Consider the following 26,005-nt stretch of genomic DNA (forward strand, 5'->3'; position numbering starts at 1 on the left):
TTTGTATTATTCGCAGAAATTTAAAAATTAAGGAGTTAAAAATGAAACATTCATTTTTAAAAATGGTAGTCCTAGCGTTTATAGCGTTAGGATTCGTGGCGTGTGGCGATGATAGCGCAAGTGGCGATGATAAAGACAAGATAATGCGAAAGGCTAATAACGAATAAAGCTATGCGATGAAGGTGTAAGCGAGATATGCTACAAATTGGCGCATTATGAAAAAGGTTGCAATGGTAAAGATAAATATGGCGAAAAATATATTGGCGAATCTTGCAACAGAATAGCAGATATATATGCTCAAAAATTAGAGGGCGATAAAGCCAAACAATACTATGCCAAAGCCTGTGAAGTGGCTGGTAACTGCAATAACAGACTAGAACAATTAGATGAATCGCTCTACATCGCTTCTAAAAATTTATATGATTCGCGTAATAGTAAAAAAGCAGAAGCACAACAAAAAAAGCAAGAGCAACTAGAGCAAGAGAAAAGCCAAAAAGAGCTAACCCAAACTTGCGAAAGCGATGATGATACTTGTAAATGCGAAAATGGCGACGGCAAAGCGTGTAATTCGTTAGGCGATATGTATGAAAGAAAGTTAGATGGCAAACAAGCAAAAGCCTACTATCAAAAAGGCTGTGAATATGATGATTATGATTACAGAGCGTGTGGTAATCTAGAGAGAATAGAAAAAGATAAAGAAAAATTAGTCGCCATATTTAAAAAAATGTGTGATAATGGTAATGGCAGAGGTTGTTCATATTTAGCGAGTTATTACGAAGACCACAAACAAATAATAGCTACCTATGTGAAAGCTTGGGAGTTAGGATATGATGGCAGCTTAAATATTTTAGCTGGCTTTACAGCACCAGAATACAAGAACGAACTTTTAAAATATCTACCAAATCTTTGCAGAACAAAAGGTGGCAATGCTTGTAATTTGCTGTGGAAAATAGGAAATGATTCAAATTAAGCGAAATTTAAGTAAAAGTGGGAGGACTATTTTGGAAAATAATGAAACAAATGGGCAAGATTCGCTCGATAAACAAGCCAAAGATATTGTTAGAGTATTAAATCTTTATGAAAATGCAAAAGAGAGAAATATGCAAGAACAATCCAAAATAATTATGGCTATATCATCTGCCTTATTTGGGCTACTACTAGCGATAGTGGATAAAGATTTTTTATCCAAAATACCACCTATATCGCTTAAAGTGGTAATTGCAAGTAATGCGATTACGCTAATCTTTGCGCTTTTTTCTTATTGCACGGCAAATAAATCGATGGGCATAAAACAACAAAATACTTTGGATGGAATCCAAAGACCAAATTGCTGGGCTTGTGCTACAAAGTTTTTGAATTTTGGATATGTATTTGCTACCTACATAACAATTCTAGCTCTATCCACAATTATGTGGCAAATTTCTTAAAAGGAGGTGATATTATGAGTAATGATAGCAATGAAAATTCAAGTGTAAATAATCAAAAACCGCAGATTGCACAAGAAGATGCAACTTATCACACCGAAGAAGAGATTAAGAAAATAATAAGCAATCAGCAAAACAAAAATAACACTAACACACAGCCCAAAACTACGCAAACTACAACTAAAAAGTGATTGATGGTTGCGTGAATATTTTGTGTCATTGCGAGGCGAATCAAAGCGTAAAAATCCAGTCATTGCGAGAAGTCGCGCTTTTAGGGTGACTTCGTGGCAATCCAAAAAAATCTCAAATTCTCCCCCTCCCTTGTGATAAATACCCCGCCCCAAACCCCTCCCGCAAGGGGAGTGGCTTTTTCTAACTCCCATCCATTGCGAAGTGCAAATTCAAACTTCCCCCACCTTTGCGGTGTGCAAATCCGTAGCTCCCCCTCCCAAATGCGCGTGGGATTAAGGTGTGGGTAGATTCTGCGCTTTTTAGTTTTTTCACACTAGATTCTGCGATTTCACACGATTCGCAGAATCTAATCGCCATAAATCGCAGAATCTGCGTTAAAATCGTTACAATTCTACGCATTTTTTGTAAAATCTACATAAAAAATCAAAAAAATAATTATTTTTTAAGAAAACTTTAAGGGGGGGGGCAGTTATAATCGCTGTTTTTAATTAAAATTTAAGGGAGAAAATATGACAACTTCACTTTACTTATTGCGTCTGTTAAATAACCATAATACACCGCAAAATAAACGCAGTGAAATTAAAAATATCGAGCAAAAATGCCGTGAAACTAAGCATAGAGTTGCGTTTTATGAAGTGGATATTAGAGATGGCGGATTTATGAGAGAACCATTGGGAAATTCTAATGGGTTATATTAAGTGAAAGGATAGGGTATGTATTTAAATAATGAATTATTAGAATTTGCCAAAAGTGGCAATTTAAGCGGTGTCAAACAATGCCTAGCAAATGGAGCGAATATTAACTTTGCAGATGAGCAAAACAATACAGCTATAATGTATGCCTCTATGAATGGGCATTTGGAAGTGGTAAAATTTTTATTAGAAATCCCCACTGCTAAAATTTTTATTAAAAATGATGACGGCAAAATGGCTATTGATTTCTCAAAAACTAATGAAATAAAACAATGTATCCACAAATCGATGATTGCCGTAGTAGCAGAACAGATAGATGGAATAGTAAAAGCAGCAATTCGGGAAGGCGATAAAAAGGCAATGGCGATATTAAACAAAATGGGGAGACCTGATTTTTGGCATTTTATTTAACTTAAAATTTAGATTGAGATACAAAAATCAAAAGGCAAGATTTGTGTAAAATTTTGTTTGATTAGAGACAATCCACATTTAAAGTTAGATTCTACGATTTTTTATATTCGAATCGCAATCTGCTTTTATTTTGTCATTCCGAGCGAAGCGAAGTAATCAAATGACAAATTGGCGCACTAGATTCTGCGATTTTTAGTTTTTTTCACACTAGATTCTGCGATTTTCACACGATTCACGCGAATCTAGCGCAATTTCGCAAAATCTAACTTGCGCATTTTCTGTCATTTATCAAATGCCCGATTTTTAGATTGTAACTCTCAATCATCGCCAAATCTTTGCGCGGGGCTTCGCCACTTGTGGTTAGATAATCGCCAAGCACGATAGCATCAATGCCGTATTTGAAAATCTCGCGCTGATTTGCCCCAAAGACGACTTCTCTCCCCCCTGCAAGCATTAAAATGCAATCGCGCAACATTTCTCGCGCCATTATAATCGTCTCTAATGCCTCATCGCGCGACATAACGGCGTTTGGCAAGGCGGGGTTTGGCAAAGATGATTTAATGGGTATATAAAAATTTATCGGGGACGAATGCGGATTTAGGCTTTTTAGGGCGGATAGAAGCTCGATTCGCTGCGCCACGCTCTCGCCCAATCCATAAATCCCGCCACTGCATAGTTTTAGCCCCGCGCTTAACGCATTTTCACAAGTCTCAAAGCGCGATTCAAAGCTGTGTGTGGTGCAAATGCGCGAAAAATTGCTTCTCGCGGTCTCTAAGTTGTGATTGTAGCTATCCACGCCGTTTTGCTTTAAATGCAATAGCGAATCCCTATCGGCAATCCCACAACACGCAATTAGTAGCATTTTTGGCAACTTTGCCTTTATCGTGTGCGCCAAATCCGCGACATACTCGCATTTTTTGCTATCCAAACCACGCCCCGAAGTTACCAAGCAAAAGCCACTTGCGCCAAATTTTGCCAAATTTTGCGCTTCGCTTAAAACCTGCTCTTTTGGCTTGTAAATCTGTGCGTTTTTGCCATATTTTATGCTTTGATTGCAATATGCGCAATCCTCCGCACACGCGCCACTTGAAACATTGCTAATAGAACATAAAAAGACTTTTTTCATTGCGACTACCCCTTTATTTTTATGCGAATCTTACACAAAATTCACGCCAAAATTTTAGATACACGCAAAAATATTATTTTCACCGAACTCTCTCTTTTAGATTTTTATACGCTTCGCACGAATTTTCTACGCCAAAATCGCAACCTCTTTTGTAGATTCGCAATGCTTCATTTGTATCGATTTTCACGCCCACACCTGATTCAAAAAAGCTCCCAGCACTTAAACACGCGCTCCCTGTGGTGAGCTTTGTATTTCTAATGCAAATCTCTTGCGTTGCGTTTGTATCAAATTTGCCGATAGTTTGGCACTCTTTTAGTGGGTCGGCTTCACAGGCTTTTAGCGTGTTAATCGCAGCTTCTCTCATATCTTTTGCGCCCACTCCATAGCCTTGCACTTGATACATTCCAAGCAAATAGCACGAATGCGAAAGCCCCAAATCACAGCCTTTTTTGTAGAATTGCGATGCTTTTGTTTGATTTTTTACCGCGCCATTTGTGCCGTGATGATAGTTAAATCCAGCTCCCAAGCACCCCTGCGGGATACCATTTTCGCATTGCGATATTTTATCTAGCGCGTCTTTTGAAAGCACTTCGCCTTTGCTTAATTCTATCTCTTTTGCTAACTCGCACCCATCGCCAAATCCATATTTACACGCTTTGTTTGCGTAATCGCTTGCTTTTTTTAAATTTGCATTTTGGCTGTGGTATTCTAAAAGCGATAGATTGTAGCAACCACCGCCATCGCCCAAATCGCAGGATTTTGTATAGGCATTTTTTGCTTTTTTCATATCTGCTTTTAGCAAAATGTTTTCTTTTTCATTTAGCGCAATGCCTGTATCTTTGCCACTAAATTCGGCTATTGTGTTTAGATTTTCTTTTATGCCATATTTATACACCACGCCCAAAGCCCTACAACCAAACGCCGAATCTAACTCACAAGCGACATTTGCGTATTGTTGCATTAGTGTAGCTTTGTTTGCGGAGATTGCTTGAAAGCTACCTTGCCAAATATCCACTATCGCCACTTCGCAAGCCTTTTTTCTATCCATTTGCAAAATAATCTCTGTGGGCTTTTGTAGGCATAATTTGCCATATTTTGATTCTGCGCTTTTTAGCTTTGGCAGTGGGCTTTTAGCGGATTTTTTCACGCGCTCAATATAATCCCACTCAACCAAACCGCTATGCAAATTTGTAATGCTGAAAATAAAGCTATACTCCACGCTATTTATCGCGCCAAGTGCCTTTGATTCGCTTGAAATTGTCGCGCTCAAAGAATACTTGGGCGACAAAAGCAAACCCTTTGGGACAATATCGCCAAACTCGCTTTCATTGCGCATAGAGCGGATAGAATCTAACATTTTATCCTCGCTCATTGCATTGCCAGAAATGGCGGTGGTTAGATTTAGCGTTTTTGATTTGAGTATGTCTTTTAGCGTGGCACGGGCTAGAAACTCGATATTGATAGGATAGCTACTTGTGCTAATAAAATCCGAAATTGCGATGACTGCTTTGTCTATCTCATCTGTGCTATTTTCTTTGCGCAAGGTGCGGATAAAAGCGGAGTTTTGCAAATCAGCATTTGTAAGCTCGGCAATGGATAGCAAATCATCAGTGGTTAGAAAAAATGGCGAAGATTCATCTAAAAAAGATTCGCCCAAATTTGCGCTAGATTTGGCTGAATCTAGGATAGATTCTGTTAAATTTGTGCTAGATTCTGCTAAATTTGCGCTAGATTCTGCGCATAGATTCGATAGATTCAAAAACGCCAAAATAATGCAAAAGACTTTTTTCATTGCGATTCCTTTAAGGATTATTTAAGGTTTATTGTATTATTATTCGCCCGTTTTCAAGGTGGCACTTGCCACCACCTTCGCATTTTCCGCATAATAAATCAAATCCTTACATTGAAAATGATTTTATTTCGCCATTTTGATATTTTCAACCACAAATCGTTTGACACTCAATCTTTCCCCAAATCTACTTTCTTTTTGCAATCCAAACATTCCAAATATTTTTTGGTTTTGGTTTCTTTTAGCGTTAGCATTCCGCCAAACTCCGCGCCTTCGCAGGATTTGCACTTTTTGGCGGTAGGTTCGCCATTGCTTACAAATTTGCATTTTGGATAATTCCCGCAACCATAGAATTTTCCGCGCCTTGATATGCGCTCGACAATGTCGCCTCCGCATTTGGGGCATTTCACGCCTTCGATTACTTTGCGCTCTTTTTTCGCGCCAAGTGATTTGGTGTTTTTGCAGTTTGGATAGCCACTACACGCTAAAAATGCGCCGTTTCGCCCGACTTTTTTAATCATCGCTTTGCCACATTTTTCGCAAACGCCAAATTCATCGCTAGATTCTGCGTCAGATTCTGCGTTTTCGCCGACAACTTCATCTCGCTTTATAAATTTGCATTTGGGATAGCCGCTGCACCCGACAAATTCGCCAAATTTGCTTTTGCGCTTTACTAGCTCTTTGCCACACTCTGGGCAAGATTCGCCTGTGGGTGTGTTTTGCTTTAATGAAGCGATATTGCTTTTGCCGCGTTGAATCTGTGCATCAAAATTCTTATAAAATTCCCAAAGGACGCTCTGCCACTTTTCCTTTGCCTCCGCAATAGAGTCTAACTTCTCTTCAAGCCGTGCTGTAAAGCTCGAATCGACAATCTCCAAAAAATGCTCTTTTAGCATATCTACCACCACAAAGCTAATCTCTGTGGCAAAAATCTGCTTTTTTTCTACCTTAATATATTCGCGGTTTTTTAGCAGAGTGATTGTAGGCGCGTAAGTGCTAGGACGCCCGATACCAAGCCCTTCTAGCGTTTTGATTAAGGATGCTTCGCTAAATCGTGGCGGTGGCTCGGTTTCGTGCGCGTTTATGTCGCATTGTTTGAGATTCGCGCCATCTCCCACAGATAAAGGTGGCAAAATTTTGTCCTTATTTTTTGCGCCAGAAATTTTGTAAAATCCGTCAAACACAAGCTTTGAGCCACTTGCCTTAAAATCCATCGTCCCACTTTTATCACTAAAAATAATATTTTGGCTATCAAATTTTGCGTCCGCGCTTTGAGAAGCCAAAAATTGATTGTAAATCAGCGTGTAGAGTTTTAGCTCATCACTCGCAAGATAGGACTTTGCAACGCTTGGACTAAAATCCAAATTTGTCGGGCGAATCGCTTCGTGCGCCTCTTGGGCGTTTTTTTGTTTGTTTGCGTAGATTCGCGGTTTTGGCGGAAGATATTCTTTGCCAAATTCGCGCTCAATAAGTTTTAGTGCCGAATCTTGCGCGATTTTAGCGATATTTAGGCTATCTGTTCGCATATAAGTGATAACGCCCATCGTGCCTTTGTCGGTGGGGACGCCTTCGTAGAGCTTTTGTGCGATTTGCATCGTGCGGGATGGCGAAAAGCCCAAATTGCTAGATGCGCTTTGTTGCATTGTCGAAGTCATAAATGGCGGTGGCGGGGAGATTTTTTTGCTTTTGTTTTCAATATTTTGAATGTTAAATGTTGATTTTAGCGCAAGGGTTTGAATCTCTTTTGCTAATTTTTCATCTTGCAAGTCTAATTTTGCGATTTTTTTGCCTTTGTATGCGCATAAAATTGCTTCAATGTTGCCTAAATCCGCGCTTTTTTTGCCTTTTGATTCGCCTACATCTTTGCCAAAAATCGCATCAATGCTAAAATATTTCACAGGCTTAAAGTCGGCTATTTCGCGCTCTTTATCGACTATGAGTTTGAGTGCCGCACTTTGAACTCGCCCTGCGGATAAGCCTTTTTGGATTTTTTGGTTTAAAAGTGGGCTAAGTTTGAAGCCTACGATTCTATCCAAAAGTCGCCTTGCTTGTTGCGCCTGAACCATATCTAAATTGATTTCGCGTGGATTTTTTAGCGATTCGACAATGGCGTTTTTGGTGATTTCGTGGAATACGATTCGCGGGAATGATTGCTTTTTGTCGATGATTTGGGCGATGTGATAGCCGATTGCTTCACCCTCTCTGTCCTCGTCTGTTGCGATATATACGGCGTTTGCGTCTTTGGCAAGTTTTTTTATTTCGCTTACAATGTCCTTGTGGTCGGTGGGAATCTCGTATTCTGGGGTAAATGAGCTATCCTCAATCTTTATGCCAAATCGCTTTTTTGGCAAGTCGCGTATGTGCCCTTTACTTGCCACCACTTTGTAATCGCCACTCAAAAAATTCTTTATTGTCCGCGCTTTTGCGGGGGATTCGACTATGATTAGTTTCAAAAAGCTGTCCTTAAAATTTTTAAATAAAATGCGAATTGTAGCGAATTTTTTTAAATTTCGCAGAATCTGGCGTGATTATTGTTTGATTCGCAGAATCTAGCGGTAGATTCTGCGATTTTATGCTAGATTCTGCGATTCGCAGAATCTAGCGCACTTTTACGAATAATCGAAATTTTTTTCACACCTTAAATACAATCGGATTAAACGCCTTGCTTGCGACAAAAATCTCATCGCCGATTTTGAAATCCCACGCTTCGCGCCCCATTGTAATGGTTGCGATTTGATTATTTACCAAAATTTTCACAATAAAAATCAGCCCATTTTGCCATATATCAACGATTTTCGCGCTAAAATTAAACTTCGCGCTCACAAAATCCGCGCCCAAAACGCTATTCATATCGCCATCGCTGATGATTTTGCCATCTTGTAGGTGCAAGATTCGATTTGATAGCTTAAAAATCTCGCTAATATCGTGGCTAACCAAAATCGTAGTTAGCCCAAAGTGCCGATGAGCGCGGATAATCTCATCTTGCAAAAGGACGCGCATTTCATTATCAAGCGCGGAGAGCGGCTCATCAAGTAGCAAAATTTTTGCATTTGATACAAGCGCACGGGCAAGTGCCACGCGCTGTTTTTGCCCACCGCTCAATTCGCGTGGGAGTTTATCACGCAGATTTTCTAACTGCATTAGGTTTAAAATCTCATCGATTTTGTGCGATTCGCGCTTGTTTGGGAGTGCAAAAGCCAAATTTTTCCACACGCTAAAATGCGGAAAAAGCGCGTAGTCTTGAAATACGAATCCTATTTTGCGCCGTTGTGGCGGGAGATTTATTTTAGATTTGCTATCAAACCACACTTCATTATCTACCACGATTCGCCCAGAGTCCGCCACTTCAAGCCCTGCGATTAGACGCAAAAGCGTAGTTTTCCCAGCACCTGATTTGCCAAAAAAGCTGATAAAATCCCCGCGCTGAATCTGCGTAGCAATATCTAGCAAAATCGCCCCATTTGCGCCATTTAGCGACTTTTTTATATTAAGCTCAATCACTTTGCAAACCTTTTATTTATAAAAAAAATCACTAGCAAAAGGGCGAATGATACCGCAAATAGCGTGAATGAATACTTGTGCGCTAGTCCCATATTTATCGTATCGACTTCCTCATAAATGGCGATACTTGCGACTTTTGTCTCCCCTGCGATGTTGCCGCCTATCATCATCACCACGCCAAATTCGCCGATTGTATGCACGAAACTTGTGATTGCGCCTAGCATTAGGTTTGATTTGATATTTGGTAGCAAAATGCAAAATAGTGTCCGCATTTTCCCCGCGCCAAGCGTGTAACTCGCTTCGCTTAAAGATTTTGGCAGATTTGCAAAGCCATCTTTGATAGGGTTTGTCATAAATGGTATCGAAAAAATCACACTCGCCAAAATGAGCCCCTCAAAGCTAAAAACAAGCTTTATGCCAAATGTTTCTAATAGCCATTTGCCGATGAAATTTTGTGGCGAAAATGTGATAAGCAGGTAAAATCCAAGCACAGACGGGGGCAAAACAAGTGGCATCCACACCAAAACTTCGATGACTAGTGCGTAAGCGCGTTTGCAAAATGCCAAAAAGTAGCCTAGCATAATGCCTATCGGCAATAAAATCAGCGTGGTAATGGTGGCGATTTTAAATGTCAGTGCCATCGTCTCTAAAAATTCGCTTTGCATTTGTGTGCCTTAATATTTTTTTATATATATCGGTTTGGATTTGGGTGAATCTAATATTTGCAATCCACACAAAGCGCAATTTTGCTATAATGCCACCCTTATTTTCACAAAAGGATAAAAATGGCAAAGATTATTTTTCAAGGCGGGGGATTTGGCGATTTTTTGTGCTGTTTTAAGGCACTCTATGCAATCAAATGCCTTTTTCCAAATGATGAATTACTTATTTATCATAGTGGCATTCCGCTTGATTTTATGCAAAAAGTGGGGTTTATTGATGGCGTGATTGATTCAAATGAAGTTAGCATAGAGAGACTTCGCGCGATGAATCCCGATATTTTTATCACAAATCATCGCAGTGGTAAGTTTTTCCGCGAGATTTTGAAGCTAAATTTTAGGCGCATTATCGCTCATCCGCATTGGATTAGTTTTACTTCGCGCAAAATTGAAACGCCATTTCCGTATTTTCGCGCTAAAAAATATATGGCTGATATCGTGCTAAAACTCGTGCGCGTGATAAATCCAAAGCATTATGATAAGAATTTCGCCAAAATCGACTTTGGCAAAATGCGCGATTTTTTGCCACAAGATTCACGCCTAACTACGCCATTTTTTCAAAGCATAGATTTTCCGTATAAAAAAATCATCGGCATTAACGCTTTTTCAAATCACAAAGAAAGCGTGGGGGTAAATTTTTATTACAAAGATTGGTATTATTTAGCGGTGAATCTTGCGCGGAGTTATCCGCAGTTTTTGTTTGTGTTGCTTAATTTTTCGCATAATCCTTTGCAGTTTAATAATATCGCAAATCTCCCAAATCTAAAAATTTTTGTAAATGACGCAAATATCGCTTCGCTTGTGAGTATTTCGATGAGTTTGGATTATCTAATTAGCATTGATACGGGCAATGTGCATTTGTGTAATATCTTGCAAATCCCTACGCTTGTATTTATCGACAAAGCAGCGCAATATCGCTTCGGGGGGGGGCAAATCAAAGATTTGCAGTGGAGTTTGGATGGCAAAAAACTTATAGAAAAACCTTAAATGAATTTACGCAAAAAGCAAAAGAAGTATTGGATTTTGAAATGTTAAATTCGCAGAATCTAGCAAAATTTACGCCTTAAACTCCACCATAACTTCATTTGATTTCACAAACCACAGCACGATTTCGCCCACTTTTAGATTCAGCTCCAAACTCGCTTCTTTGGTGATAAGCGCGGTGATTTGAATGCCATCAAAATCCAAAAAGATTCGCGCAAAAATTTCATCGCATTCGATTTTGACAATGCGCGAAAGAAAGCAATTCCGCGCACTCACACGCGAATCTAGCGCTGCAATCATCACTTCGCTTTCTTTGAAAATGACATTGCATTCGTTGCCTTGCGCCAAATTATCCGCAAAGTCAAGCAGAACCGCGCTAAAAATCGCAGGATTTGCGGTAGATTCTGCGTTTTTGTTTGCAGGATTCGCTCTTGTTTGATTCGCCAAATCGCCATTTGGATTCGCACTAGATTTAAGCGATTCAAATTTCACTAGCGCGACTGCGCCACTTTTGGTGATTTTGGTGATTTTAGCGCGAATGCGATTCATAAAATATCCTTCTATTGCTCTAAATATTTGTGCGGAAGTATCTTGCGATGGATTTGTGGGTTTTCAAGCACGAAACTGCGAAAATAGGACATAAAAGTCAATGGTTGCTTCGTTTCACTCGCAAATCCTACGGATTGAGCAGTTGAGTGCGCAGAATCTCGCAAATACACGCAAGAGACAACGCACATCAGGGTTTATCATACCCATAACTCGCAAAAATTTCTTGCGCCTTTTTGCCTAAAATATACGCCTTAAAATCTTTTGCAAGTTTGGAGTTTTTCCCAGCCTCCGTGATAACCATAGCCTGAGCGATAGGCTCATAAAGTGCCGAATCCACCACAAAATAATTCGCGTCCTTATCTTTGATAACCATAGACAGCGCGTTAAAGCCCACTTCACTCGCTCCCGTTTTGATATACTGATACGCCTGCCCGATGGATTCGCCCAAAACAAGTTTGCCTTTCAGCGCGTCATACAGCTTTGATTTTTGCAGTGATTGCTCACCAGCCACGCCATAAGGGGCGAGTTTGGGATTTGGGAGTGCAATTTTTTTGATTTTGCTATCCTTTAAAATATCTAGCGAATCGATTTTCAAACTCTTATCATAGCTCACAAGCACAAGTTTGCCTTTGACATAATTCGTAGGCTTATCGCTCGTGCGCTTTTCATCGAAAAGTTTTTGCGTGTAGCCCGTGTCTGCCGCGATAAAAAACTGCGCGGGAGAGCCGTTTATGATTTGATTATACGCCTTGCCTGAGGCGATGTAGCTGACTTCTATTTTATCGCCTGCTCTATCCTTTAAAAATTCGGCTTTTATGTCTTCAAGCACGAATTTCAAACTTGCCGCCGCCAAAACCATTATATCCTCCGCATTTGCAAAAACTGCCAAAAATGCGATTAAAAGTAGCTTTTTCATTTCCCATCCTTTTGATTTAAATTTCAATATTTCGTTTGAAGCGAAATATATTTAAAAATATAGCAAAATTATCCATAAAAATACAAGATTCTGCGATTTTCGCAGAATCTAATCGCAGAATCTGCTAAAATCCCACTTTTATTTTCACAAAATTTCGCCAAAAAAGGATTTTTTTGTCAAAACGATTATCGATTCGCGCACTTGCTATCCCTATATTTTTTGAAATGTTTTTGCGCTATTTGAGCCTAATGCTAAACACTTATATGGTTTCAAAGCACTCAAGCTATCTTGTGGGCTCGATGGGCGCGGGAAATCAGGTGCTTGATTTATTTATCACCATTTTTAGCTTTTTAAGCGTGGGTTGTAGCGTGGTTATCGCACAGGCAATCGGCGCAAAGGACGCAAATTTAGCTTCAAAGGCAATGCACCAAAGCCTTTTTTTAAACGCACTTTTAGGGCTAATATGTGGCGTGATAATCCTAACGCAGGGCGATTTTTTGCTCTCTCAACTCAATGTCCCGCAAACGCAGTTTGAACAAGCGCACATTTACCTAAAAATGCTAGGAATCTGCCTCTTTTTTGACGCGCTTGGCATTGTCTTTGCCTCAATCGTGCGCGTGTATAATATGGCAAGTTTTGTTACGCTAACTAGCCTTGTGATGAATATCATTTCGGTTTGTTGCAATTATTACACGCTAAATCACACAGATTGGGAGCTTTGGGGCGTGGGACTTGCTACAATCATCGGGCGCGTGGTAGCTATGCTAATCTTGCTATGTGTGATAATCTTTAAGCTAAAAATAAAAATTTATTTTAAGCAACTTTTTAGATTTGAGCGCGAAGTTTTGTCGAAAGTCTTGCGAATCGGCTCATTTAGCGCGGGAGAAAATCTAATATGGATTGTGCAATACACTATCGCGCTAAGCTTTGTGTATTCGCTAGGTGCGGAAAATGCAAGTGTGCAGACGATTTATTTTCAAATCTCAATGCTGATAATGCTCACAGGACAGGCATTTTCAATCGCAAATGAAATCATCATCGGCAAATTAGTCGGCGCACGATATTTAGAAATCGCCTACAAGCACACTTGGCGGGTGCTATATTTAAGCATAATGGCGACTTTCATCGTAGTCATCACATTTTTTGTAGGCAAACATTTTATAATGGATAGATTGGGGCTAGATTCGGCACTGCGTGCGATAATGTTGCCACTTTTCACGCTCTCAATCGTCCTTGAAATCGGGCGGACATTCAATATCGTAATGGTAAATTCGCTTCGCGCAAGTGGAGACGCAAAATTCCCATTTTTCGCAGGAATCGTCTTCATGCTTGGTGTCTCGCTCCCTGTGGGTTATACGCTATGCTTTCACTTTGGGCTTGGAATCGTGGGGATTTGGATAGGATTTTGCGCTGATGAGTGGCTACGCGGACTTTGCAACGCATATCGCTGGAAGTCGCGCAAATGGCAAAACAAAGCGGTGGTGTGATTCTGCGGCAGAATCTAGCGTAAAAACGCAGAATCTAAATAATTTTTGCAGAATCTACCGCAAGATTCTGCAATTTCGCAGAATCTAGCATAGATTGCTTCGCCTTGCTATCGCAAGGACTCGCAATGACGAATTTAGCGTAGATTCTGCGATTTTCGTGCGAGATTCTGCGATTTCGCAGAATCTAATATATTTTCGCTATAATGCCAAAATTTTTTAATAATTTTTTAATGATTTTTGGAGCGTAAAAAATGATAAAACTACGAGAAGCCCTAAAACTCCCCAAAGACGCGCTAAAAGAGCTAAAATCCACTATCGCCAAAAATGCCAAAGATTCGCCACTAAATGCCTATATCATCGATGAAAGTTCGCTAGATTTGGGTGATTTTGGCGAATCAAGCGATTTAGATTCGGGCGATTCACGCAAATCTAGCGCAAATGCCGTCCCCATTCTTATCAAAGACAATATAAATGTCAAAGGCTGGGAAATCACCTGCGGTAGCGCGATTTTGAAAGGTTATAAGTCGCCTTACAACGCCACTGCGATTGAAAATCTACTGAAACACAACTGCGCCCCCTTTGGCAGGGCAAATATGGACGAATTTGCAATGGGAAGCACGACTGAATCAAGCGTCTATGGCGCGACAAAAAATCCGCGTGATTTATCGCGCACACCGGGCGGGAGCAGTGGCGGGAGCGCGGCTGCGGTGGCTGGTGGCATTGCGGTGGCGGCACTTGGGAGCGATACGGGAGGTTCGATTCGCCAGCCTGCGGGATATTGCGGGTGCGTGGGTTTGAAGCCCACTTATGGCGCGGTTAGCCGATATGGGCTTGTGGCGTATAGTTCTAGCCTTGATATTATCGGTCCTATCGCGCAAGATGTGCGCGATTGTGCGTTGCTGTTTGATTTTATCAAAGGGAGCGACAAATTGGATTCGACAAGTCGAATCGAAATAGATACGCAAGGTGGGGCGTTTGAGAAGCTAAATGAAAATCGCAAATTTAAAATTGGCATTTTAAAAAACGCGCTAAAAAACGCAAATAGCGAGATTTGCAAGGCTTATGATGATTTGGTGCGGACGCTAGATTCGCAAGGACACGAAATCAAAGAAGTGGTGATGATTGACTTAAACTACCACATTTCAAGCTATTATATCACTTCGATGGCAGAAGCAAGTGCGAATCTAGCGCGGTTTGATGGCGTTCGCTATGGCAATCGAGCGCAAGGTAGCGCAAATCTCAAAGAATTATACGAAAAAACGCGCACACAAGGCTTTGGCGATGAAGTCAAACGGCGAATCCTAATCGGCAATTTTGTGCTATCAAGCGGATATTATGACGCATATTATTTGAAAGCGCAACGGGTGCGGGATTTAATCGCATTTCAATATAGTGAGATTTTTAAAAATGTCGATGTGATTTTAAGCCCCATTGCGCCCAATGTCGCGCCCAAATTAGGTGAAAAATTAAGTCCGCTTGAAATGTATTTAAGCGACATTTACACAATCGGCGCGAATTTAGCAGGAATCCCCGCAATCTGCGTCCCTATCGCAAAAAATAGCCAAAATCTCCCCATCGGCATTCAAATACTTGGCAATCACTTTGATGAGCAAAACTTGCTAGATTTGGCACTATTTATCGAATCAAAATGCGAGGTTTAGGATTTATGAAAAGATTTTTGATATTTTTTATCGCAATAAATGTGCTATTTGGCGCAGAAATAAGCGAATCAAATTTACAAGATTTAATTAAAAAATGCAATGAAAAAGATAAAATCGCGTGTGGAGAAGTGTCTAGATTCTACGGCAAGAGCAGCAAAAAATCGCGCTTTTTAGATGTAGAATCTATGAAACTTTGGGTAAATTATGCGTTAAAGGGCTGTGAATTAAAAGACGGCGAGTCTTGCTACACAATCGCCTATCATTATGCGAAAGCTGGGGTGGCTTCACCGCGCTTTTTTAAGGCGGATAATGCCAAAAAAGAAGCATACCTTGCCAAAGGTTGCGATTATGGATTCGCGCAATCCTGCTACATACTTGCGCTTATAAACTACGATAATTTTTATAAATCGCAAGGGATTAAGCAAAATGAAGCGAAGCAAAAATCAAAGCAATTTATTAAAAAAGCCTGTGATTTAGGGCATAGTAGAGCGTGTGATGAAAAGTGGGATTTGCCTGAAAAATAACTAAATTGCATAAGAGTAAATTTGCTTTGGCGAGATTCTGCGAATCGCAGAATCTAAATTTTAATTTTGTCATTGCGAGATTTTGCGACTTTGCTAAAAGTTGCAAAATCGTGGCAATCTATCTTTTTTATTTTTGAAATTATGGATTGCCACGAAGTCGCCCAAAGTGCGACTTCTCGCAATGACGAAATATTTTTGAGATATTTCGCTTCGCTCCCTCAGAATGACAAAAATTAGATTCTGCGAATCAAATTAAAATCGCAGAATCTAAAATTTCAACTTTAAGCACCAAAACGATATAATGCCAAAATTTTTTAATTTTAGAGATTTCGCCCCGTGAATCTAAAAATGGCAAATCTAAAAATGACAAATTAAAAAAATGACAAATCTAAAAAATGAAAGGTTGAAAAAATGGCAGAGAAAATCATCAAAAAAGCCCTAACTTTCGAGGATATTTTGCTTGTCCCACGCTACTCCGAAGTTTTGCCAAAAGAAGTTAGCGTGAAGTCAAAATTAAGCAAAAATATCACGCTAAATTCGCCCTTTGTGAGTGCGGCAATGGATACGGTTACTGAATACAATACGGCGATTTCTATGGCTAGAATGGGGGGAATTGGCATAATCCACAAAAATATGGACATAAACGCGCAGATGAGCCAAGTAAAAAAGGTAAAGAAAAGCGAATCTGGCGTCATAACCGACCCTATTTACATTCAAGCCGACAGAACCCTAGCAGACGCAAAGCTAATCACCGATAATTACAAGATTTCAGGCGTCCCTGTGGTGGATAGTGAAGGCAAACTCATCGGCATTCTTACGAATAGAGACACGCGATTTGAGCGGGATTTGCGAAAATTAGTAGGCGATGTGATGACAAAAGCCCCGCTCATCACGGCAAAAGAAAACACGACGCTTGATGAAGCAAAAAAGATTATGCACAAACACAAAATCGAAAAACTCCCCATAATAAACACCCAAAATGTCCTAAAAGGGCTAATCACCATAAAAGACATTCAAAAGCGCATCGAATATCCAAACTCAAACAAAGACGCGCTAGGGCGACTTCGCGTGGGCGCAGCGATTGGCGTCCTCCAAATTGACAGAGCTAGGGCGTTAGTCGAAGCGGGAGTTGATGTCATCGTGCTAGATTGCGCACACGGGCATTCGATAAATGTGCTAAAAACCATTGAAGCGATAAAAAAAGAGCTAACGATAGACTTAATCGTAGGCAATGTCGTTACCAAAGAAGCCACGCGCGATTTGATTAGCGCAGGGGCGGACGCTGTAAAAGTCGGCATAGGACCGGGCAGTATTTGCACCACGCGAATCGTAGCAGGTGTGGGAATGCCACAGATTTCAGCGATTATGGACTGCGTGGCAGAGGCAAAAAAGCATAAGATTCCAATAATCGCCGATGGCGGGATAAAATATTCAGGCGATGTCGCAAAGGCAATCGCTTTGGGCGCAAGTTGCGTGATGATAGGCAGTATGTTTGCAGGGTGCGAAGAAACGCCGGGCGATTTAATCATTTATCAAGGACGACAATACAAAAACTATCGTGGTATGGGCAGTATCGGGGCGATGGCTAGTGGTAGCAGTGATAGATATTTCCAAGAGGGTGTAGCGCAAGATAAGCTCGTGCCAGAGGGCATTGAAGGGCGAGTGCCGTATAGGGGCAAGATTCGCGATATTATTTTTCAGTTAGAGGGCGGATTGCGAAGCTCTATGGGATATTTGGGGAGCAAGGACATTCCTACATTTTGGAAAAACGCCGACTTTGTGGAAATCACAAGCGCAGGACTTCGCGAATCCCATGTCCACGATGTCGATATTACCAAAGAATCGCCAAATTATCACATAGGATAGGCTTATGAGCGAAAAAGACAATATTCACTTTGAGGATAGAATCGCAAAGATAAAGCAAATCATCGACAAGCTAAATAGCACCGAAATCACGCTAAAAGACGGAATGCAACTCTACAAAGACGGCGTAGATGAGATAAACGAAGCGCAAAAAATGCTTGAATCCGCCAAAAATTTATATGATGAAATCAACAAAAAAGAGGGCAATAAATGAAGATTTTAATCGCGCAGTTTGCGCATATTTCGCCACAAAATAAGATTTTGGATAAGCATTTGAGTGCGTTAAAATTGCGTAAAAAAGAGATTGATTTAATGGTGCTTGGCGATTTTGTGCTAAATAAATTTTTCAAAGAATATCACACGAAAAGTGCGCTAAAAAGGGAATTTGCGGTGGGCGAGAAATATTTGGCGGGGTTAGCAAAAAAGTATCAAACCACCATCGTTGCGCCGTTGATTGAGTGGGTGGATGGGAGCGTTTATAAAAGCATTTTGGTGGTAGATTCTGCGAATGTGAAATATTATCGCGCCACGCGGTTGATGAGCTATCCGCATTGGGATGAAAAATCATTTTTTGATAACGCAGAATCTATTAAAAATGCAGAATCTCGCACGAAAATCGCAGAATCTCGCAAATCCGCAGAATCTACCGCAAAAAAACGCAAAATCGCAGAATCTACCGCAGATTCTGCGCTGATTTTTGAAGTGTGCGGATTGAAAGTAAGTGCGATTTTTGGCTGGGAGGCGCACTTTGATGAGATTATGATAGATTTACGCAAAAAGGGCGTGGATATTTTGTGTGTGCCGACAAGTAGTTCATTTGGCTCAAATGCGCGGTGGCAGCGTCTTTTGCAAACTCGTGCGTTTTTAAATTCTTGCTTTGTGGTGCGTGCGAATCGCACGGGCAGATTTATGGCGGACAAAATCGATGGTGGTGTTGCGTGGGATTTTTATGGGGAGAGCTTTATCGCCTTACCTGATGGGAGTTTGGGCGATATGCTGGGCGAAAAAGATGGCATTTTGGTAAGTGAGATTGATTTAAAGTTACTAAATGAAACAAAAGAAATTTGGAAATTAAGATAATTTTAAGCAAAATTATAGTAAAAGCAAAAATTTTTCGATATTTGAAAATCCAAAGGGGAAAAATATGAGCACTAAAAAATCCACCACAAAAACCGCAACAGATTCAGCGAAAAAGGCAAAACTAAATTTAAGCAAATATAAAACAATCAAATTTGCCAAAAAACCCGCCAAAAAGCCAAGCAAGGTAGTTTCAGTGAAATCTGTAAAAGATTCTGCGAAATCTGCGAAAAAAGCAAATTTAGCAAAAAAAATCGCCACAAAGCCAAAAATCGCAGAATCTACAAAAAAAATAGTTTCTGCGCCAAAAGTCGCTAAAAAACACATTGCACCAAAAGCAAAAACCACAAAAAAAGATTCAGCACCAAAAATCACAAAATCCGCCAAAATCGCAAAATCTAGCGCAGATTCTGCGAAAAAAGCAAATTCAGCAAAAAAACTCACACCAAAGCCAAAAATCGCAGAATCTACAAAAAAAGCAGATTCTGCACCAAAAATCGAAAGCAAACAAAAAGTTGAAAAAAAACAAAAAGAGATAAAAGAGGCAAAAACGCCAATGGGACGCTTGGAGCAGCTTTTTAGGAAAAAAGATGGCGATTTTGTCGCGTATGAGGAAATCGCAGCCACGCTTAAAAAGCCACCTACGGAGAGCCAAATTCAAAAGATTGAGATTTTTGCCAAAAAATATAAAAAGTCCTTTGTTAGCTCATCAGAGCTTGCCAAAAAGCTAAATTACGAGGAAAAGCAGCTCGCCAAAGAGCAAAAGAAAAAGCAGCTAGATGATGATGCCGATGATGAATTTGACTTGCTAAAAAAGCGCGAATCGCTTGAATGGAGCAGAAGCGATAGCCCTGTGCGAATGTATTTGCGCGAAATGGGGCAGATTCAGTTGCTTACAAAGGATGAGGAAACCGAGCTTGGGCGCAATATGGAGCGAGGCGAAAATATTATCATTGACGCGATTTGCTCTGTGCCATATCTCACGGAGTTTATTTACAACTATCGCGATGCGCTGATAAATCGTGAGCGGCGCGTAAAAGAGCTGTTTAAAAACTTTGAGGACAAGGATGGCAAAGAGGGATTTGATGATGACAGCGATGATTTAATGCTAAATGACGACAAAAAGGACGATGAGGACGAGGATTTTGATGAATTTGAGGATGGCGAATTTAAAGCAAAGCCACCCAAAAAGACTGCCAAAGACAATGAGCGCGTAAAAGCCGTGCTGTCGGCGTTTAAGGATTTGGATAAAGCTAGAAAAGATATGTTAAAGACGCGCGATTCGCTCCCGCAGGATTTGACGAAATTAAGCGATATTTTGCTTTTGGCGCATAAAAAGGAAGTGCTGAAAGAAAAATTACTTGCTTTGGGACCAACAAGTAAGCTAATCACTGAAATCGTAAAGATTATGGAAAATGTCCTAAAAGGCGATGAATCCTTTGAGCGCGAAATGAAAAAGTTAGAATACAAACTCCCGCTTTTTAATGAAACATTGCGCGAAAATCACCGCAAGATTCTCTTAAATATCACAAATATGAGCAAAGCCGACATCGCCCAAGCTGTGCCAGAGACGACTATGGTAAGCACTTATGTGGAGATAAAAAAGCTGATTTTGACAAAGGAAGCGAGTAAGGATAGCTTTGATTTAGAGCCAGAGAAGCTAAAAGAGATTTTGGAGCAAATCAAGCGGGGCAAAGTCATAGTCGATGAGGCAAAAAACAAAATGGCAAAAAGCAACCTGCGCCTTGTGGTATCAAACGCTAAAAAATATACCAATCGCGGGTTGCCGTTTTTGGATTTGATTCAAGAGGGCAATATCGGGCTAATGAAGGCGGTGGATAAGTTTGAATACAAGAGAGATTTGAAATTCTCCACTTATGCGACTTGGTGGATTAAACAAGCCATTTCACGCGCCATAGCCGACCAAGCGCGGACGATTCGAATCCCTATCCATATGATTGACACCGTGAATAAAATCAATAAAGCACAGCGCGACTATATGCAAAAGCACGGCAAGGAATCTGATATTGACAATATCGCAAAAGAGGTGGCAATCCCCATCGATAAAATCAAAAATGTGATAAAAATGACAAAAGAGCCAATTAGTTTGGACGCTCCAATCGGCAACGATGATGACGGCAAATATGGGGACTTTGTGGAGGATAAAAATATCATAGGACCGATGGAGCAGGTGCTAAAAGATGATTTGCGAAACCAAATCGAAGATGTTTTGTCGCAACTAAATGAACGCGAACGGGCGGTAATCAAAATGCGCTTTGGGCTGCTTGATGATGAGAGCGATAGGACGCTTGAGGAAATCGGCAAGGAATTAAATGTTACGCGTGAGCGAGTGCGCCAAATCGAATCAAGTGCGATAAAAAAACTAAAACATCCGAGAGTGGGAAGGAACTTAAAAAAATATATGGAGGATTGAAACGCGTTTGTCTCGTGCGCGTCTTTGCGGGAGTTTGAAAAATCGTCATTGCGAGGAAGTGCGTAGCACTGACGAAGCAATCCAAAAAAAATGTCATTTTGAGCGAAGCACTTGTGCGTAGCGCAGAATCTCGTGTGTTTTTCGTCATTGCGAGTCCTTGCCAAAGGCAAGGCGAAGCAATCTATTTCAGCGATTCGTGAATCTTATGCGAATCGCTTAATTTAGGCGAATCTAAATGCAAATAATTTATCGATTCGCTTTTGGGTCATTTATTTTATTTATCTTTTAGATTCGTGTGTTTTGGATTGCTTCGGCTTTTTCAAAGCCTTCGCAATGACGGAAATTTTATGATTTGATTCACCTTTTTTTCAAAATAACCCCACCATTTTTTTTGCTCTTTCATAAGTCGCTTTTGCGATGGGGGCGACATTTTCGCGCCCTTGTTTTAGAATATCCATCACAAAATCCCTATTTTTTTGCAAGTCGTTATATTTTTCACGAATCGGCGTTAGCTCTGCGATTAAAAGTTCGGCAAGCGCACTTTTTAGCGCACCATAGCCTTTGCCACTAAATTCACTCTCAATTTCACTGCGATTTTTGCCACTTAAAATCTCCACCATACAAAGCAGATTATAAAGCCCTGCGCGGGATTCATCAAAGGCGATTTTGCCATCTGAATCCGTTACCGCGCGTTTGATTTTGCGCGAAATATCATCGGGCGAATCTAGCAAAAAGATTGCGTGATTGGGCGATTTCACGCTTTTGCTCATTTTTATACTTGGGTTGTCTAATCCCATAATCCTAGCTCTTTCGCGCACGATGAGCGCGTCTGGGATTTTAAAGCACTCGCCAAAGTCTTTGTTAAATTTCTCCGCCACATTGCGCGTTAGCTCGATATGCTGTTTTTGGTCGCTCCCCACAGGCACTAAATCCGCGTCATAGAGCAAAATATCCGCCGCCATAAGCGCGGGATAGTTGAAAAGTCCGACATTGATATTTTTGGCATTTTTCGCGCTTTTGTCCTTAAACTGCGTCATACGGCTCATATCGCCCATAAAAATATTGCAATCCAAAATCCACGCAAGCGCGGGGTGATAGTCGATTTCGCTTTGGATAAAGAGATTTGATTTTTGGGGGCTGATGCCACAGGCAAGTAGCATTGTGGCAAGATTTAGCGTCTCTTCGCGCAAGGTGGCGGGATTTTGGCGAATCGTGATTGCGTGAGAATTTACCACGCAAAAGATATTTTCATAAATCGCCTGATTTGCCACCCAAGTCTTAATCGCGCCAAAATAGTTGCCAATATGAATGCTCCCTGTGGGCTGAATGCCCGAAAATACGATTTTTTTGGGGGCTAGATTCTGCGATTTGGTAGAATTTGTATTCATTTTTCACCCCTACATTAGATTCACTTTATCCACGCGAATCTTATGCCGTCCGCCCTCAAACTCCGCGCCCAAAAATTTATCCACGATTTCAAGCGCAACACCGCTCCCCACCACACGCGCTCCCAAACACAGCACATTTGCGTTATTGTGCGCCCTTGCAAAATGCGCCATATATTCATTTGCGCAAAGCGCGGCGCGAATGCCCTTAATTTTGTTTGCGGCGATACTCATACCAATGCCACTGCCACACACCAAAATGCCAAACGCATTTTCGCTCAAAACTTCTTTGCAAGTAAGATTCGCATAGTCTGGGTAATCCACTTTTTGCCCACTTTGCGGAAAAATGTGGATAATCTTTGAAGCCCTATTTTGCAAGTGCGCCAAAATCTCATTTGCCAAATCTAACCCAGCGTGGTCGCAACCGATAATACAAGTCATTTTGCCCTCCATTAAGCCAAAAATAGATTTATTAGCGCGTTTATGGGGATTGCCAAAAATTTCGCGCCAAAAAATAGCACCGCCATCACAATCACAATGCCAAATCGCTCGATTTTGTTGAAAAATAGCGGGATTGTATCGCTACCAAATTTTAGGCTCAAATATCCTACTGCCTGTGCGCCATCTAGCGGTGGGATAGGCAGTAGATTAAAAACGGCAAGGACTACATTATAAATCACGCAAAGTGCCAAAAAATACGCCATAATCGAGCTCAATCCCCCCTGTAATTCGCCCGTAAAAAATGCGCGTAAGATTATCGCTGCAACAAGCGCAATGAAAAGATTATATGCGATTCCAGCCAAAGAGACGGCAATCGCGCCGTTAAAATCGCCATTTTCAATGACTTTGCGAATATCCACAGGCACGGGCTTTGCCCAGCCAAACAAAAATGGCGCATTTAGCAAAAATAGCCCCAAAGGCAACAAAATAGAGCCAAAAATATCAATGTGGCGAATGGGATTTATGCTTAATCGCCCTGCGATTTTTGCGGTGGTATCGCCGTATTTTAGTGCGACAAACCCGTGCATAATCTCGTGCCCGATGATTGCGATAAGCAAAACGGCGATTTTTATGGCTAAATCAAGTGGGTTGAAGTCGGGCATTTGCTACCTTAAAATCGCAGAATCTAGTGCGTTTTTTCTTGTCATTGCGAGATTCTGCGAATTTTTGCTTTTTATTTCGTCATTGCGAGATTTGCTTTGCAAATCGTGGCAATATAAAAATCCCCCCTCCCTTGCGGAGGTTAAATCAACTCGTCCCCCCTCCCTTGCGGAGGGGGTTAGGGGGTGGGTAATTTTTATTTTAGATTCTGCGATTAGATTCTGCGAATTTGTAGCAGATTCTGCGATTTTCATTTGAATCGCAGAATCTGCGATACTCTCCGTCATTGCGAGATTTTGCGTAGCAAAATCGTGGCAATCCATTTTGTCATTCTGGGCGGAGTGCGAAGCACGAATCGAAGAATCTATTTTTAGATTCTGCGCTTTTATGTGGGATTCTGCGCTTTTTATTTGATTCGCAGAATCTGCGATAGTTTCGTTATTTTGTTTATTTGATTCGTTTGTTTTTTCTCGCAAAAAGGGCTGCACCCCGCTCCCGCTCCCCCAGACTTCATTTAAATTGTGTTCCCAAAAAGCAGCCGCTTTTTCGCTTTTAGGGGAGTGCCCAGCTTTCGCTTCTAGCAAAAAATCGGCGGTTGCACTACTGCAACCTTGAATCCGATTTTTTGCACCACGAAGCGGGCGAGATTTGGTGCTGTCGCACGAATTGTTTTTATCATTTTTGCTATCGCAAAAATTTGTGGATTGCTTCGGCAAATCTATCGATTCGCCTCGCAATGACGAAGTGGGGGCAGATTCTGCGTTTTTTGCGTGATTTGTAGAATCTGCCTTTTGTGTTGCTAATTTTTCTAATCCATCCACACCTTTAAACATTCTATTCCAGCGGATTTTGTAAGTGTGCTTTGAATCGATTTTGGATTCATCGCTATTTGCCAAATTTAGACTAAAATAGATAAACCACGGCGTGCCGATAATGTCGCGGTATGGCACACTGCCCCAAAAGCGCGAATCCTCGCTCCCATCGCGATTGTCGCCTATCATAAAAAAGTGGTCTTCTTCAACTTTATGATAAAAATAAATCTCGCCATTACGCGCTTCAAAGGGCTTCATTGCACTTTTATTTAAAGTATTTGCGCGAATCAAAAGCGCATTGTAAGAAATGCTCTCGACTTCATTGTAATGAATCCCCTTAAATTCGCGCATAAGCGGATTTTTCACAAAAATCTTGCCCATAAATTCGCGCTTTTCAAAGTCAGCGTATTTTTCGCTTATCAGCGAATCGCCCTCAACAGGACGCAAATACAGCCCGTCCTTTGCCATCACCACTTCATCGCCCTGCGTTGCAAATGTGCGCTTCACAAAATAAGTCTTTTCTAAATGTGGCGGGATAAAAATCACAATCTCCCCGCGTGTGGGGCGTTTGCCCTCTATTATGTGTCCGTTGCCACGAAAATCGGGCAATACGGGGACTTCAATCCACGGGATTCGCGGGATTGGAATGCCGTAGGAAAATTTTTTCACAAAGAGCAAATCGCCCTCATAGAGCGTATTTACCATTGAGCGCGATGGGATTATAAAGGCTTGTGCGACAAAAAAGATAAGAAATAGCACGATGATAATCGTCCCCGTCCAAGTGGTCGAAAATGCGTAGAGTTTTTTAAGGAAGTTCATTTTTGTCCTTTGTGGTGGGATTTGCGCTAGATTCGTGTAGGATTTGCGCACATAAAAGCGTATTTTTAAGCAACATCGCAATCGTCATCGGTCCCACGCCACCCGGCACAGGAGTGATAAAACTCGCCTTTTTTGCGACAGATTCAAAATCCACATCGCCTTTGATTTTGCCATCCACCTTGTTTATCCCAATATCTATCACAATCGCGCCATCTTTTATCATATTTGCCGTGATTAGATTCACCTTGCCAACGCCCACGCACACGATGTCCGCGCTTTTGGTAAAAATGCTAATGTCCTTTGTCAAAATGTGGCACACGCTAATTGTCGCCCCTGCGTTTAGCATAAGCGCGGAGAGTGGTTTGCCTACGATATTGCTAGCACCGATGATGGCGACATTTTTGCCACTGACTTCAATGTCGTAGGCTTTGAGTAGCCACATAATGCCAAGTGGCGTAGCGGGAGCAAGAATAGGCGTAGAATCTGCAAAAGATTCGCCTTGTTGGCAATTTGCCTTTGGGTATGCAATTTGCGCCGTT

The 26,005-nt window shown here is 41.1% G+C and carries 30 protein-coding genes and 2 pseudogenes; 18 read left to right on the forward strand and 14 right to left on the reverse strand.

Going from position 1 to position 26,005, the window contains the following annotated elements; genetic code table 11:
- Nucleotides 1-41: 41 nt before the first annotated feature.
- The 5 genes from ACWIUD_RS10475 to ACWIUD_RS10495 are packed head-to-tail and all read left to right on the forward strand — an operon-like array spanning nt 42 to nt 1,751.
- On the forward strand, nt 42-167 hold the full coding sequence (locus tag ACWIUD_RS10475) for a hypothetical protein (protein ID WP_454148864.1): 126 nt from the start codon (nt 42-44) through the stop codon (nt 165-167).
- Nucleotides 168-205: 38 nt separating this feature from the next.
- Nucleotides 206-970 (forward strand): hypothetical protein, encoded by a 765-nt coding sequence (locus ACWIUD_RS10480; protein WP_454148866.1) that lies wholly within the window; start codon nt 206-208, stop codon nt 968-970.
- 31 nt (nt 971-1,001) lie between these two features.
- Nucleotides 1,002-1,427, forward strand: a complete 426-nt coding sequence (locus ACWIUD_RS10485) for a hypothetical protein (RefSeq protein ID WP_454148868.1) — start codon at nt 1,002-1,004, stop codon at nt 1,425-1,427.
- Nucleotides 1,428-1,441: 14 nt separating this feature from the next.
- A complete protein-coding gene (locus ACWIUD_RS10490; RefSeq protein WP_454148870.1) occupies nt 1,442-1,615 on the forward strand; it encodes a hypothetical protein in 174 nt (57 codons plus the stop codon).
- 7 nt (nt 1,616-1,622) lie between these two features.
- Entirely contained in the window at nt 1,623-1,751 is a 129-nt protein-coding gene (locus ACWIUD_RS10495) for a hypothetical protein (protein ID WP_454148872.1), read from the forward strand.
- Nucleotides 1,752-1,796: 45 nt separating this feature from the next.
- Here the strand turns inward: ACWIUD_RS10495 and ACWIUD_RS10500 are convergent, their stop codons facing one another.
- The gene (locus ACWIUD_RS10500) at nt 1,797-2,015 is read right to left on the reverse strand and encodes a hypothetical protein (protein WP_454148874.1); all 219 of its coding nucleotides are present in this window, start codon (nt 2,013-2,015) and stop codon (nt 1,797-1,799) included.
- Nucleotides 2,016-2,125: 110 nt separating this feature from the next.
- Between ACWIUD_RS10500 and ACWIUD_RS10505 the strand changes: the two genes are divergently transcribed.
- Nucleotides 2,126-2,314 (forward strand): hypothetical protein, encoded by a 189-nt coding sequence (locus ACWIUD_RS10505; protein WP_454148876.1) that lies wholly within the window; start codon nt 2,126-2,128, stop codon nt 2,312-2,314.
- A 15-nt stretch (nt 2,315-2,329) separates the two neighbouring features.
- Complete coding sequence (locus ACWIUD_RS10510; protein ID WP_454148877.1) at nt 2,330-2,719, forward strand: ankyrin repeat domain-containing protein; 390 nt, start codon at nt 2,330-2,332, stop codon at nt 2,717-2,719.
- A 262-nt stretch (nt 2,720-2,981) separates the two neighbouring features.
- Here ACWIUD_RS10510 and ACWIUD_RS10515 read toward each other — a convergent pair whose 3' ends face one another.
- The 5 genes from ACWIUD_RS10515 to modB all read right to left on the reverse strand — a co-directional run bounded on the left by ACWIUD_RS10515 (nt 2,982) and on the right by modB (nt 9,800).
- The gene (locus ACWIUD_RS10515; protein WP_454148879.1) at nt 2,982-3,845 is read right to left on the reverse strand and encodes a biotin synthase; all 864 of its coding nucleotides are present in this window, start codon (nt 3,843-3,845) and stop codon (nt 2,982-2,984) included.
- A gap of 79 nt (nt 3,846-3,924) precedes the next feature.
- Nucleotides 3,925-5,637, reverse strand: a complete 1,713-nt coding sequence (locus ACWIUD_RS10520; protein WP_454148881.1) for a hypothetical protein — start codon at nt 5,635-5,637, stop codon at nt 3,925-3,927.
- Nucleotides 5,638-5,804: 167 nt separating this feature from the next.
- A complete protein-coding gene (topA, locus tag ACWIUD_RS10525) occupies nt 5,805-8,087 on the reverse strand; it encodes a type I DNA topoisomerase (protein WP_454148883.1) in 2,283 nt (760 codons plus the stop codon).
- A gap of 178 nt (nt 8,088-8,265) precedes the next feature.
- A complete protein-coding gene (locus ACWIUD_RS10530; protein WP_454148884.1) occupies nt 8,266-9,135 on the reverse strand; it encodes an ABC transporter ATP-binding protein in 870 nt (289 codons plus the stop codon).
- Nucleotides 9,132-9,800 carry a molybdate ABC transporter permease subunit gene (modB, locus tag ACWIUD_RS10535; RefSeq protein ID WP_454148886.1) on the reverse strand — a complete coding sequence of 223 codons (669 nt, stop codon included), beginning with the start codon at nt 9,798-9,800 and terminating at the stop codon, nt 9,132-9,134. Before modB ends, ACWIUD_RS10530 begins: the two co-directional genes overlap by 4 nt.
- Before the next feature lie 120 nt (nt 9,801-9,920).
- Between modB and ACWIUD_RS10540 the strand changes: the two genes are divergently transcribed.
- Nucleotides 9,921-10,841, forward strand: a complete 921-nt coding sequence (locus ACWIUD_RS10540) for a glycosyltransferase family 9 protein (RefSeq protein WP_454148888.1) — start codon at nt 9,921-9,923, stop codon at nt 10,839-10,841.
- Between the two features lie 69 nt (nt 10,842-10,910).
- Here the strand turns inward: ACWIUD_RS10540 and ACWIUD_RS10545 are convergent, their stop codons facing one another.
- From ACWIUD_RS10545 to modA, 3 genes are read right to left on the reverse strand one after another with little or no spacing between them, the layout of a single operon-like run.
- Nucleotides 10,911-11,387 (reverse strand): TOBE domain-containing protein, encoded by a 477-nt coding sequence (locus ACWIUD_RS10545; protein WP_454148890.1) that lies wholly within the window; start codon nt 11,385-11,387, stop codon nt 10,911-10,913.
- Nucleotides 11,388-11,398: 11 nt separating this feature from the next.
- On the reverse strand, nt 11,399-11,575 hold the full coding sequence (locus ACWIUD_RS10550) for a hypothetical protein (RefSeq protein ID WP_454148892.1): 177 nt from the start codon (nt 11,573-11,575) through the stop codon (nt 11,399-11,401).
- Nucleotides 11,575-12,303, reverse strand: coding sequence for a molybdate ABC transporter substrate-binding protein (modA, locus tag ACWIUD_RS10555; RefSeq protein WP_454148894.1), 729 nt, complete (start codon nt 12,301-12,303; stop codon nt 11,575-11,577). Before modA ends, ACWIUD_RS10550 begins: the two co-directional genes overlap by 1 nt.
- Nucleotides 12,304-12,476: 173 nt before the next feature.
- Here modA and ACWIUD_RS10560 point away from each other — a divergent pair, with 173 nt between their 5' ends.
- The 10 genes from ACWIUD_RS10560 to rpoD all read left to right on the forward strand — a co-directional run bounded on the left by ACWIUD_RS10560 (nt 12,477) and on the right by rpoD (nt 21,349).
- Nucleotides 12,477-13,790 (forward strand): MATE family efflux transporter, encoded by a 1,314-nt coding sequence (locus ACWIUD_RS10560; RefSeq protein WP_454148895.1) that lies wholly within the window; start codon nt 12,477-12,479, stop codon nt 13,788-13,790.
- A complete protein-coding gene (locus ACWIUD_RS10565; RefSeq protein WP_454148897.1) occupies nt 13,717-13,878 on the forward strand; it encodes a hypothetical protein in 162 nt (53 codons plus the stop codon). Before ACWIUD_RS10560 ends, ACWIUD_RS10565 begins: the two co-directional genes overlap by 74 nt.
- Nucleotides 13,879-13,884: 6 nt before the next feature.
- A complete protein-coding gene (locus ACWIUD_RS10570) occupies nt 13,885-14,010 on the forward strand; it encodes a hypothetical protein (protein ID WP_454148899.1) in 126 nt (41 codons plus the stop codon).
- Nucleotides 14,011-14,041: 31 nt separating this feature from the next.
- Nucleotides 14,042-15,451: an Asp-tRNA(Asn)/Glu-tRNA(Gln) amidotransferase subunit GatA gene (gene gatA, locus ACWIUD_RS10575; protein WP_454148901.1), complete on the forward strand. Its 1,410-nt coding sequence runs from the start codon at nt 14,042-14,044 to the stop codon at nt 15,449-15,451.
- Between the two features lie 5 nt (nt 15,452-15,456).
- Nucleotides 15,457-15,975 carry a hypothetical protein gene (locus tag ACWIUD_RS10580; RefSeq protein WP_454148903.1) on the forward strand — a complete coding sequence of 173 codons (519 nt, stop codon included), beginning with the start codon at nt 15,457-15,459 and terminating at the stop codon, nt 15,973-15,975.
- A gap of 66 nt (nt 15,976-16,041) precedes the next feature.
- Entirely contained in the window at nt 16,042-16,212 is a 171-nt protein-coding gene (locus tag ACWIUD_RS10585) for a hypothetical protein (RefSeq protein WP_454148905.1), read from the forward strand.
- Between the two features lie 174 nt (nt 16,213-16,386).
- Entirely contained in the window at nt 16,387-17,841 is a 1,455-nt protein-coding gene (gene guaB / locus ACWIUD_RS10590) for an IMP dehydrogenase (protein WP_454148907.1), read from the forward strand.
- 4 nt (nt 17,842-17,845) lie between these two features.
- Nucleotides 17,846-18,052, forward strand: a complete 207-nt coding sequence (gene xseB, locus ACWIUD_RS10595) for an exodeoxyribonuclease VII small subunit (protein WP_454148909.1) — start codon at nt 17,846-17,848, stop codon at nt 18,050-18,052.
- A complete protein-coding gene (locus ACWIUD_RS10600; RefSeq protein WP_454148911.1) occupies nt 18,049-18,918 on the forward strand; it encodes a carbon-nitrogen hydrolase family protein in 870 nt (289 codons plus the stop codon). The genes xseB and ACWIUD_RS10600 overlap by 4 nt, the downstream gene beginning before the upstream one ends.
- Before the next feature lie 64 nt (nt 18,919-18,982).
- Nucleotides 18,983-21,349 (forward strand): RNA polymerase sigma factor RpoD, encoded by a 2,367-nt coding sequence (gene rpoD, locus ACWIUD_RS10605; protein WP_454148913.1) that lies wholly within the window; start codon nt 18,983-18,985, stop codon nt 21,347-21,349.
- Nucleotides 21,350-21,717: 368 nt separating this feature from the next.
- Here the strand turns inward: rpoD and trpS are convergent, their stop codons facing one another.
- From trpS to ACWIUD_RS10630, 5 genes and pseudogenes are all read right to left on the reverse strand, one after another.
- Nucleotides 21,718-22,737 carry a tryptophan--tRNA ligase gene (gene trpS / locus ACWIUD_RS10610; RefSeq protein WP_454148915.1) on the reverse strand — a complete coding sequence of 340 codons (1,020 nt, stop codon included), beginning with the start codon at nt 22,735-22,737 and terminating at the stop codon, nt 21,718-21,720.
- A gap of 9 nt (nt 22,738-22,746) precedes the next feature.
- Nucleotides 22,747-23,175 carry a ribose 5-phosphate isomerase B gene (gene rpiB, locus ACWIUD_RS10615; RefSeq protein WP_454148917.1) on the reverse strand — a complete coding sequence of 143 codons (429 nt, stop codon included), beginning with the start codon at nt 23,173-23,175 and terminating at the stop codon, nt 22,747-22,749.
- An 11-nt stretch (nt 23,176-23,186) separates the two neighbouring features.
- Nucleotides 23,187-23,807, reverse strand: coding sequence for a site-2 protease family protein (locus tag ACWIUD_RS10620; RefSeq protein WP_454148945.1), 621 nt, complete (start codon nt 23,805-23,807; stop codon nt 23,187-23,189).
- Nucleotides 23,808-24,605: 798 nt separating this feature from the next.
- A pseudogene (lepB, locus tag ACWIUD_RS10625) lies at nt 24,606-25,466 on the reverse strand (signal peptidase I); the annotation flags it as partial.
- Nucleotides 25,453-25,974, reverse strand: a pseudogene (locus ACWIUD_RS10630) (bifunctional 5,10-methylenetetrahydrofolate dehydrogenase/5,10-methenyltetrahydrofolate cyclohydrolase); the annotation flags it as partial. The pseudogenes lepB and ACWIUD_RS10630, both read right to left, overlap by 14 nt.
- Nucleotides 25,975-26,005 lie beyond the last annotated feature (31 nt).

This window comes from Helicobacter sp. 23-1044 (genome assembly GCF_053654695.1).

Excerpts from the sequence above, each read along its gene's own strand:
- ACWIUD_RS10490 (WP_454148870.1), top strand. The coding sequence starts at position 1,442 with ATGAGTAATGATAGCAATGAAAATTCAAGTGTAAATAATCAAAAACCG.
- rpiB (WP_454148917.1), bottom strand. The coding sequence starts at position 23,175 with ATGACTTGTATTATCGGTTGCGACCACGCTGGGTTAGATTTGGCAAAT.
- ACWIUD_RS10580 (WP_454148903.1), top strand. The coding sequence starts at position 15,457 with ATGAAAAGATTTTTGATATTTTTTATCGCAATAAATGTGCTATTTGGC.
- trpS (WP_454148915.1), bottom strand. The coding sequence starts at position 22,737 with ATGAATACAAATTCTACCAAATCGCAGAATCTAGCCCCCAAAAAAATC.
- ACWIUD_RS10515 (WP_454148879.1), bottom strand. The coding sequence starts at position 3,845 with ATGAAAAAAGTCTTTTTATGTTCTATTAGCAATGTTTCAAGTGGCGCG.
- ACWIUD_RS10520 (WP_454148881.1), bottom strand. The coding sequence starts at position 5,637 with ATGAAAAAAGTCTTTTGCATTATTTTGGCGTTTTTGAATCTATCGAAT.
- modA (WP_454148894.1), bottom strand. The coding sequence starts at position 12,303 with ATGAAAAAGCTACTTTTAATCGCATTTTTGGCAGTTTTTGCAAATGCG.
- ACWIUD_RS10600 (WP_454148911.1), top strand. The coding sequence starts at position 18,049 with ATGAAGATTTTAATCGCGCAGTTTGCGCATATTTCGCCACAAAATAAG.
- ACWIUD_RS10565 (WP_454148897.1), top strand. The coding sequence starts at position 13,717 with ATGAGTGGCTACGCGGACTTTGCAACGCATATCGCTGGAAGTCGCGCA.
- ACWIUD_RS10500 (WP_454148874.1), bottom strand. The coding sequence starts at position 2,015 with ATGCGTAGAATTGTAACGATTTTAACGCAGATTCTGCGATTTATGGCG.
- ACWIUD_RS10550 (WP_454148892.1), bottom strand. The coding sequence starts at position 11,575 with ATGTGCGTTGTCTCTTGCGTGTATTTGCGAGATTCTGCGCACTCAACT.
- ACWIUD_RS10475 (WP_454148864.1), top strand. The coding sequence starts at position 42 with ATGAAACATTCATTTTTAAAAATGGTAGTCCTAGCGTTTATAGCGTTA.
- ACWIUD_RS10545 (WP_454148890.1), bottom strand. The coding sequence starts at position 11,387 with ATGAATCGCATTCGCGCTAAAATCACCAAAATCACCAAAAGTGGCGCA.
- modB (WP_454148886.1), bottom strand. The coding sequence starts at position 9,800 with ATGCAAAGCGAATTTTTAGAGACGATGGCACTGACATTTAAAATCGCC.
- ACWIUD_RS10510 (WP_454148877.1), top strand. The coding sequence starts at position 2,330 with ATGTATTTAAATAATGAATTATTAGAATTTGCCAAAAGTGGCAATTTA.
- ACWIUD_RS10540 (WP_454148888.1), top strand. The coding sequence starts at position 9,921 with ATGGCAAAGATTATTTTTCAAGGCGGGGGATTTGGCGATTTTTTGTGC.
- xseB (WP_454148909.1), top strand. The coding sequence starts at position 17,846 with ATGAGCGAAAAAGACAATATTCACTTTGAGGATAGAATCGCAAAGATA.
- ACWIUD_RS10505 (WP_454148876.1), top strand. The coding sequence starts at position 2,126 with ATGACAACTTCACTTTACTTATTGCGTCTGTTAAATAACCATAATACA.
- guaB (WP_454148907.1), top strand. The coding sequence starts at position 16,387 with ATGGCAGAGAAAATCATCAAAAAAGCCCTAACTTTCGAGGATATTTTG.
- gatA (WP_454148901.1), top strand. The coding sequence starts at position 14,042 with ATGATAAAACTACGAGAAGCCCTAAAACTCCCCAAAGACGCGCTAAAA.
- rpoD (WP_454148913.1), top strand. The coding sequence starts at position 18,983 with ATGAGCACTAAAAAATCCACCACAAAAACCGCAACAGATTCAGCGAAA.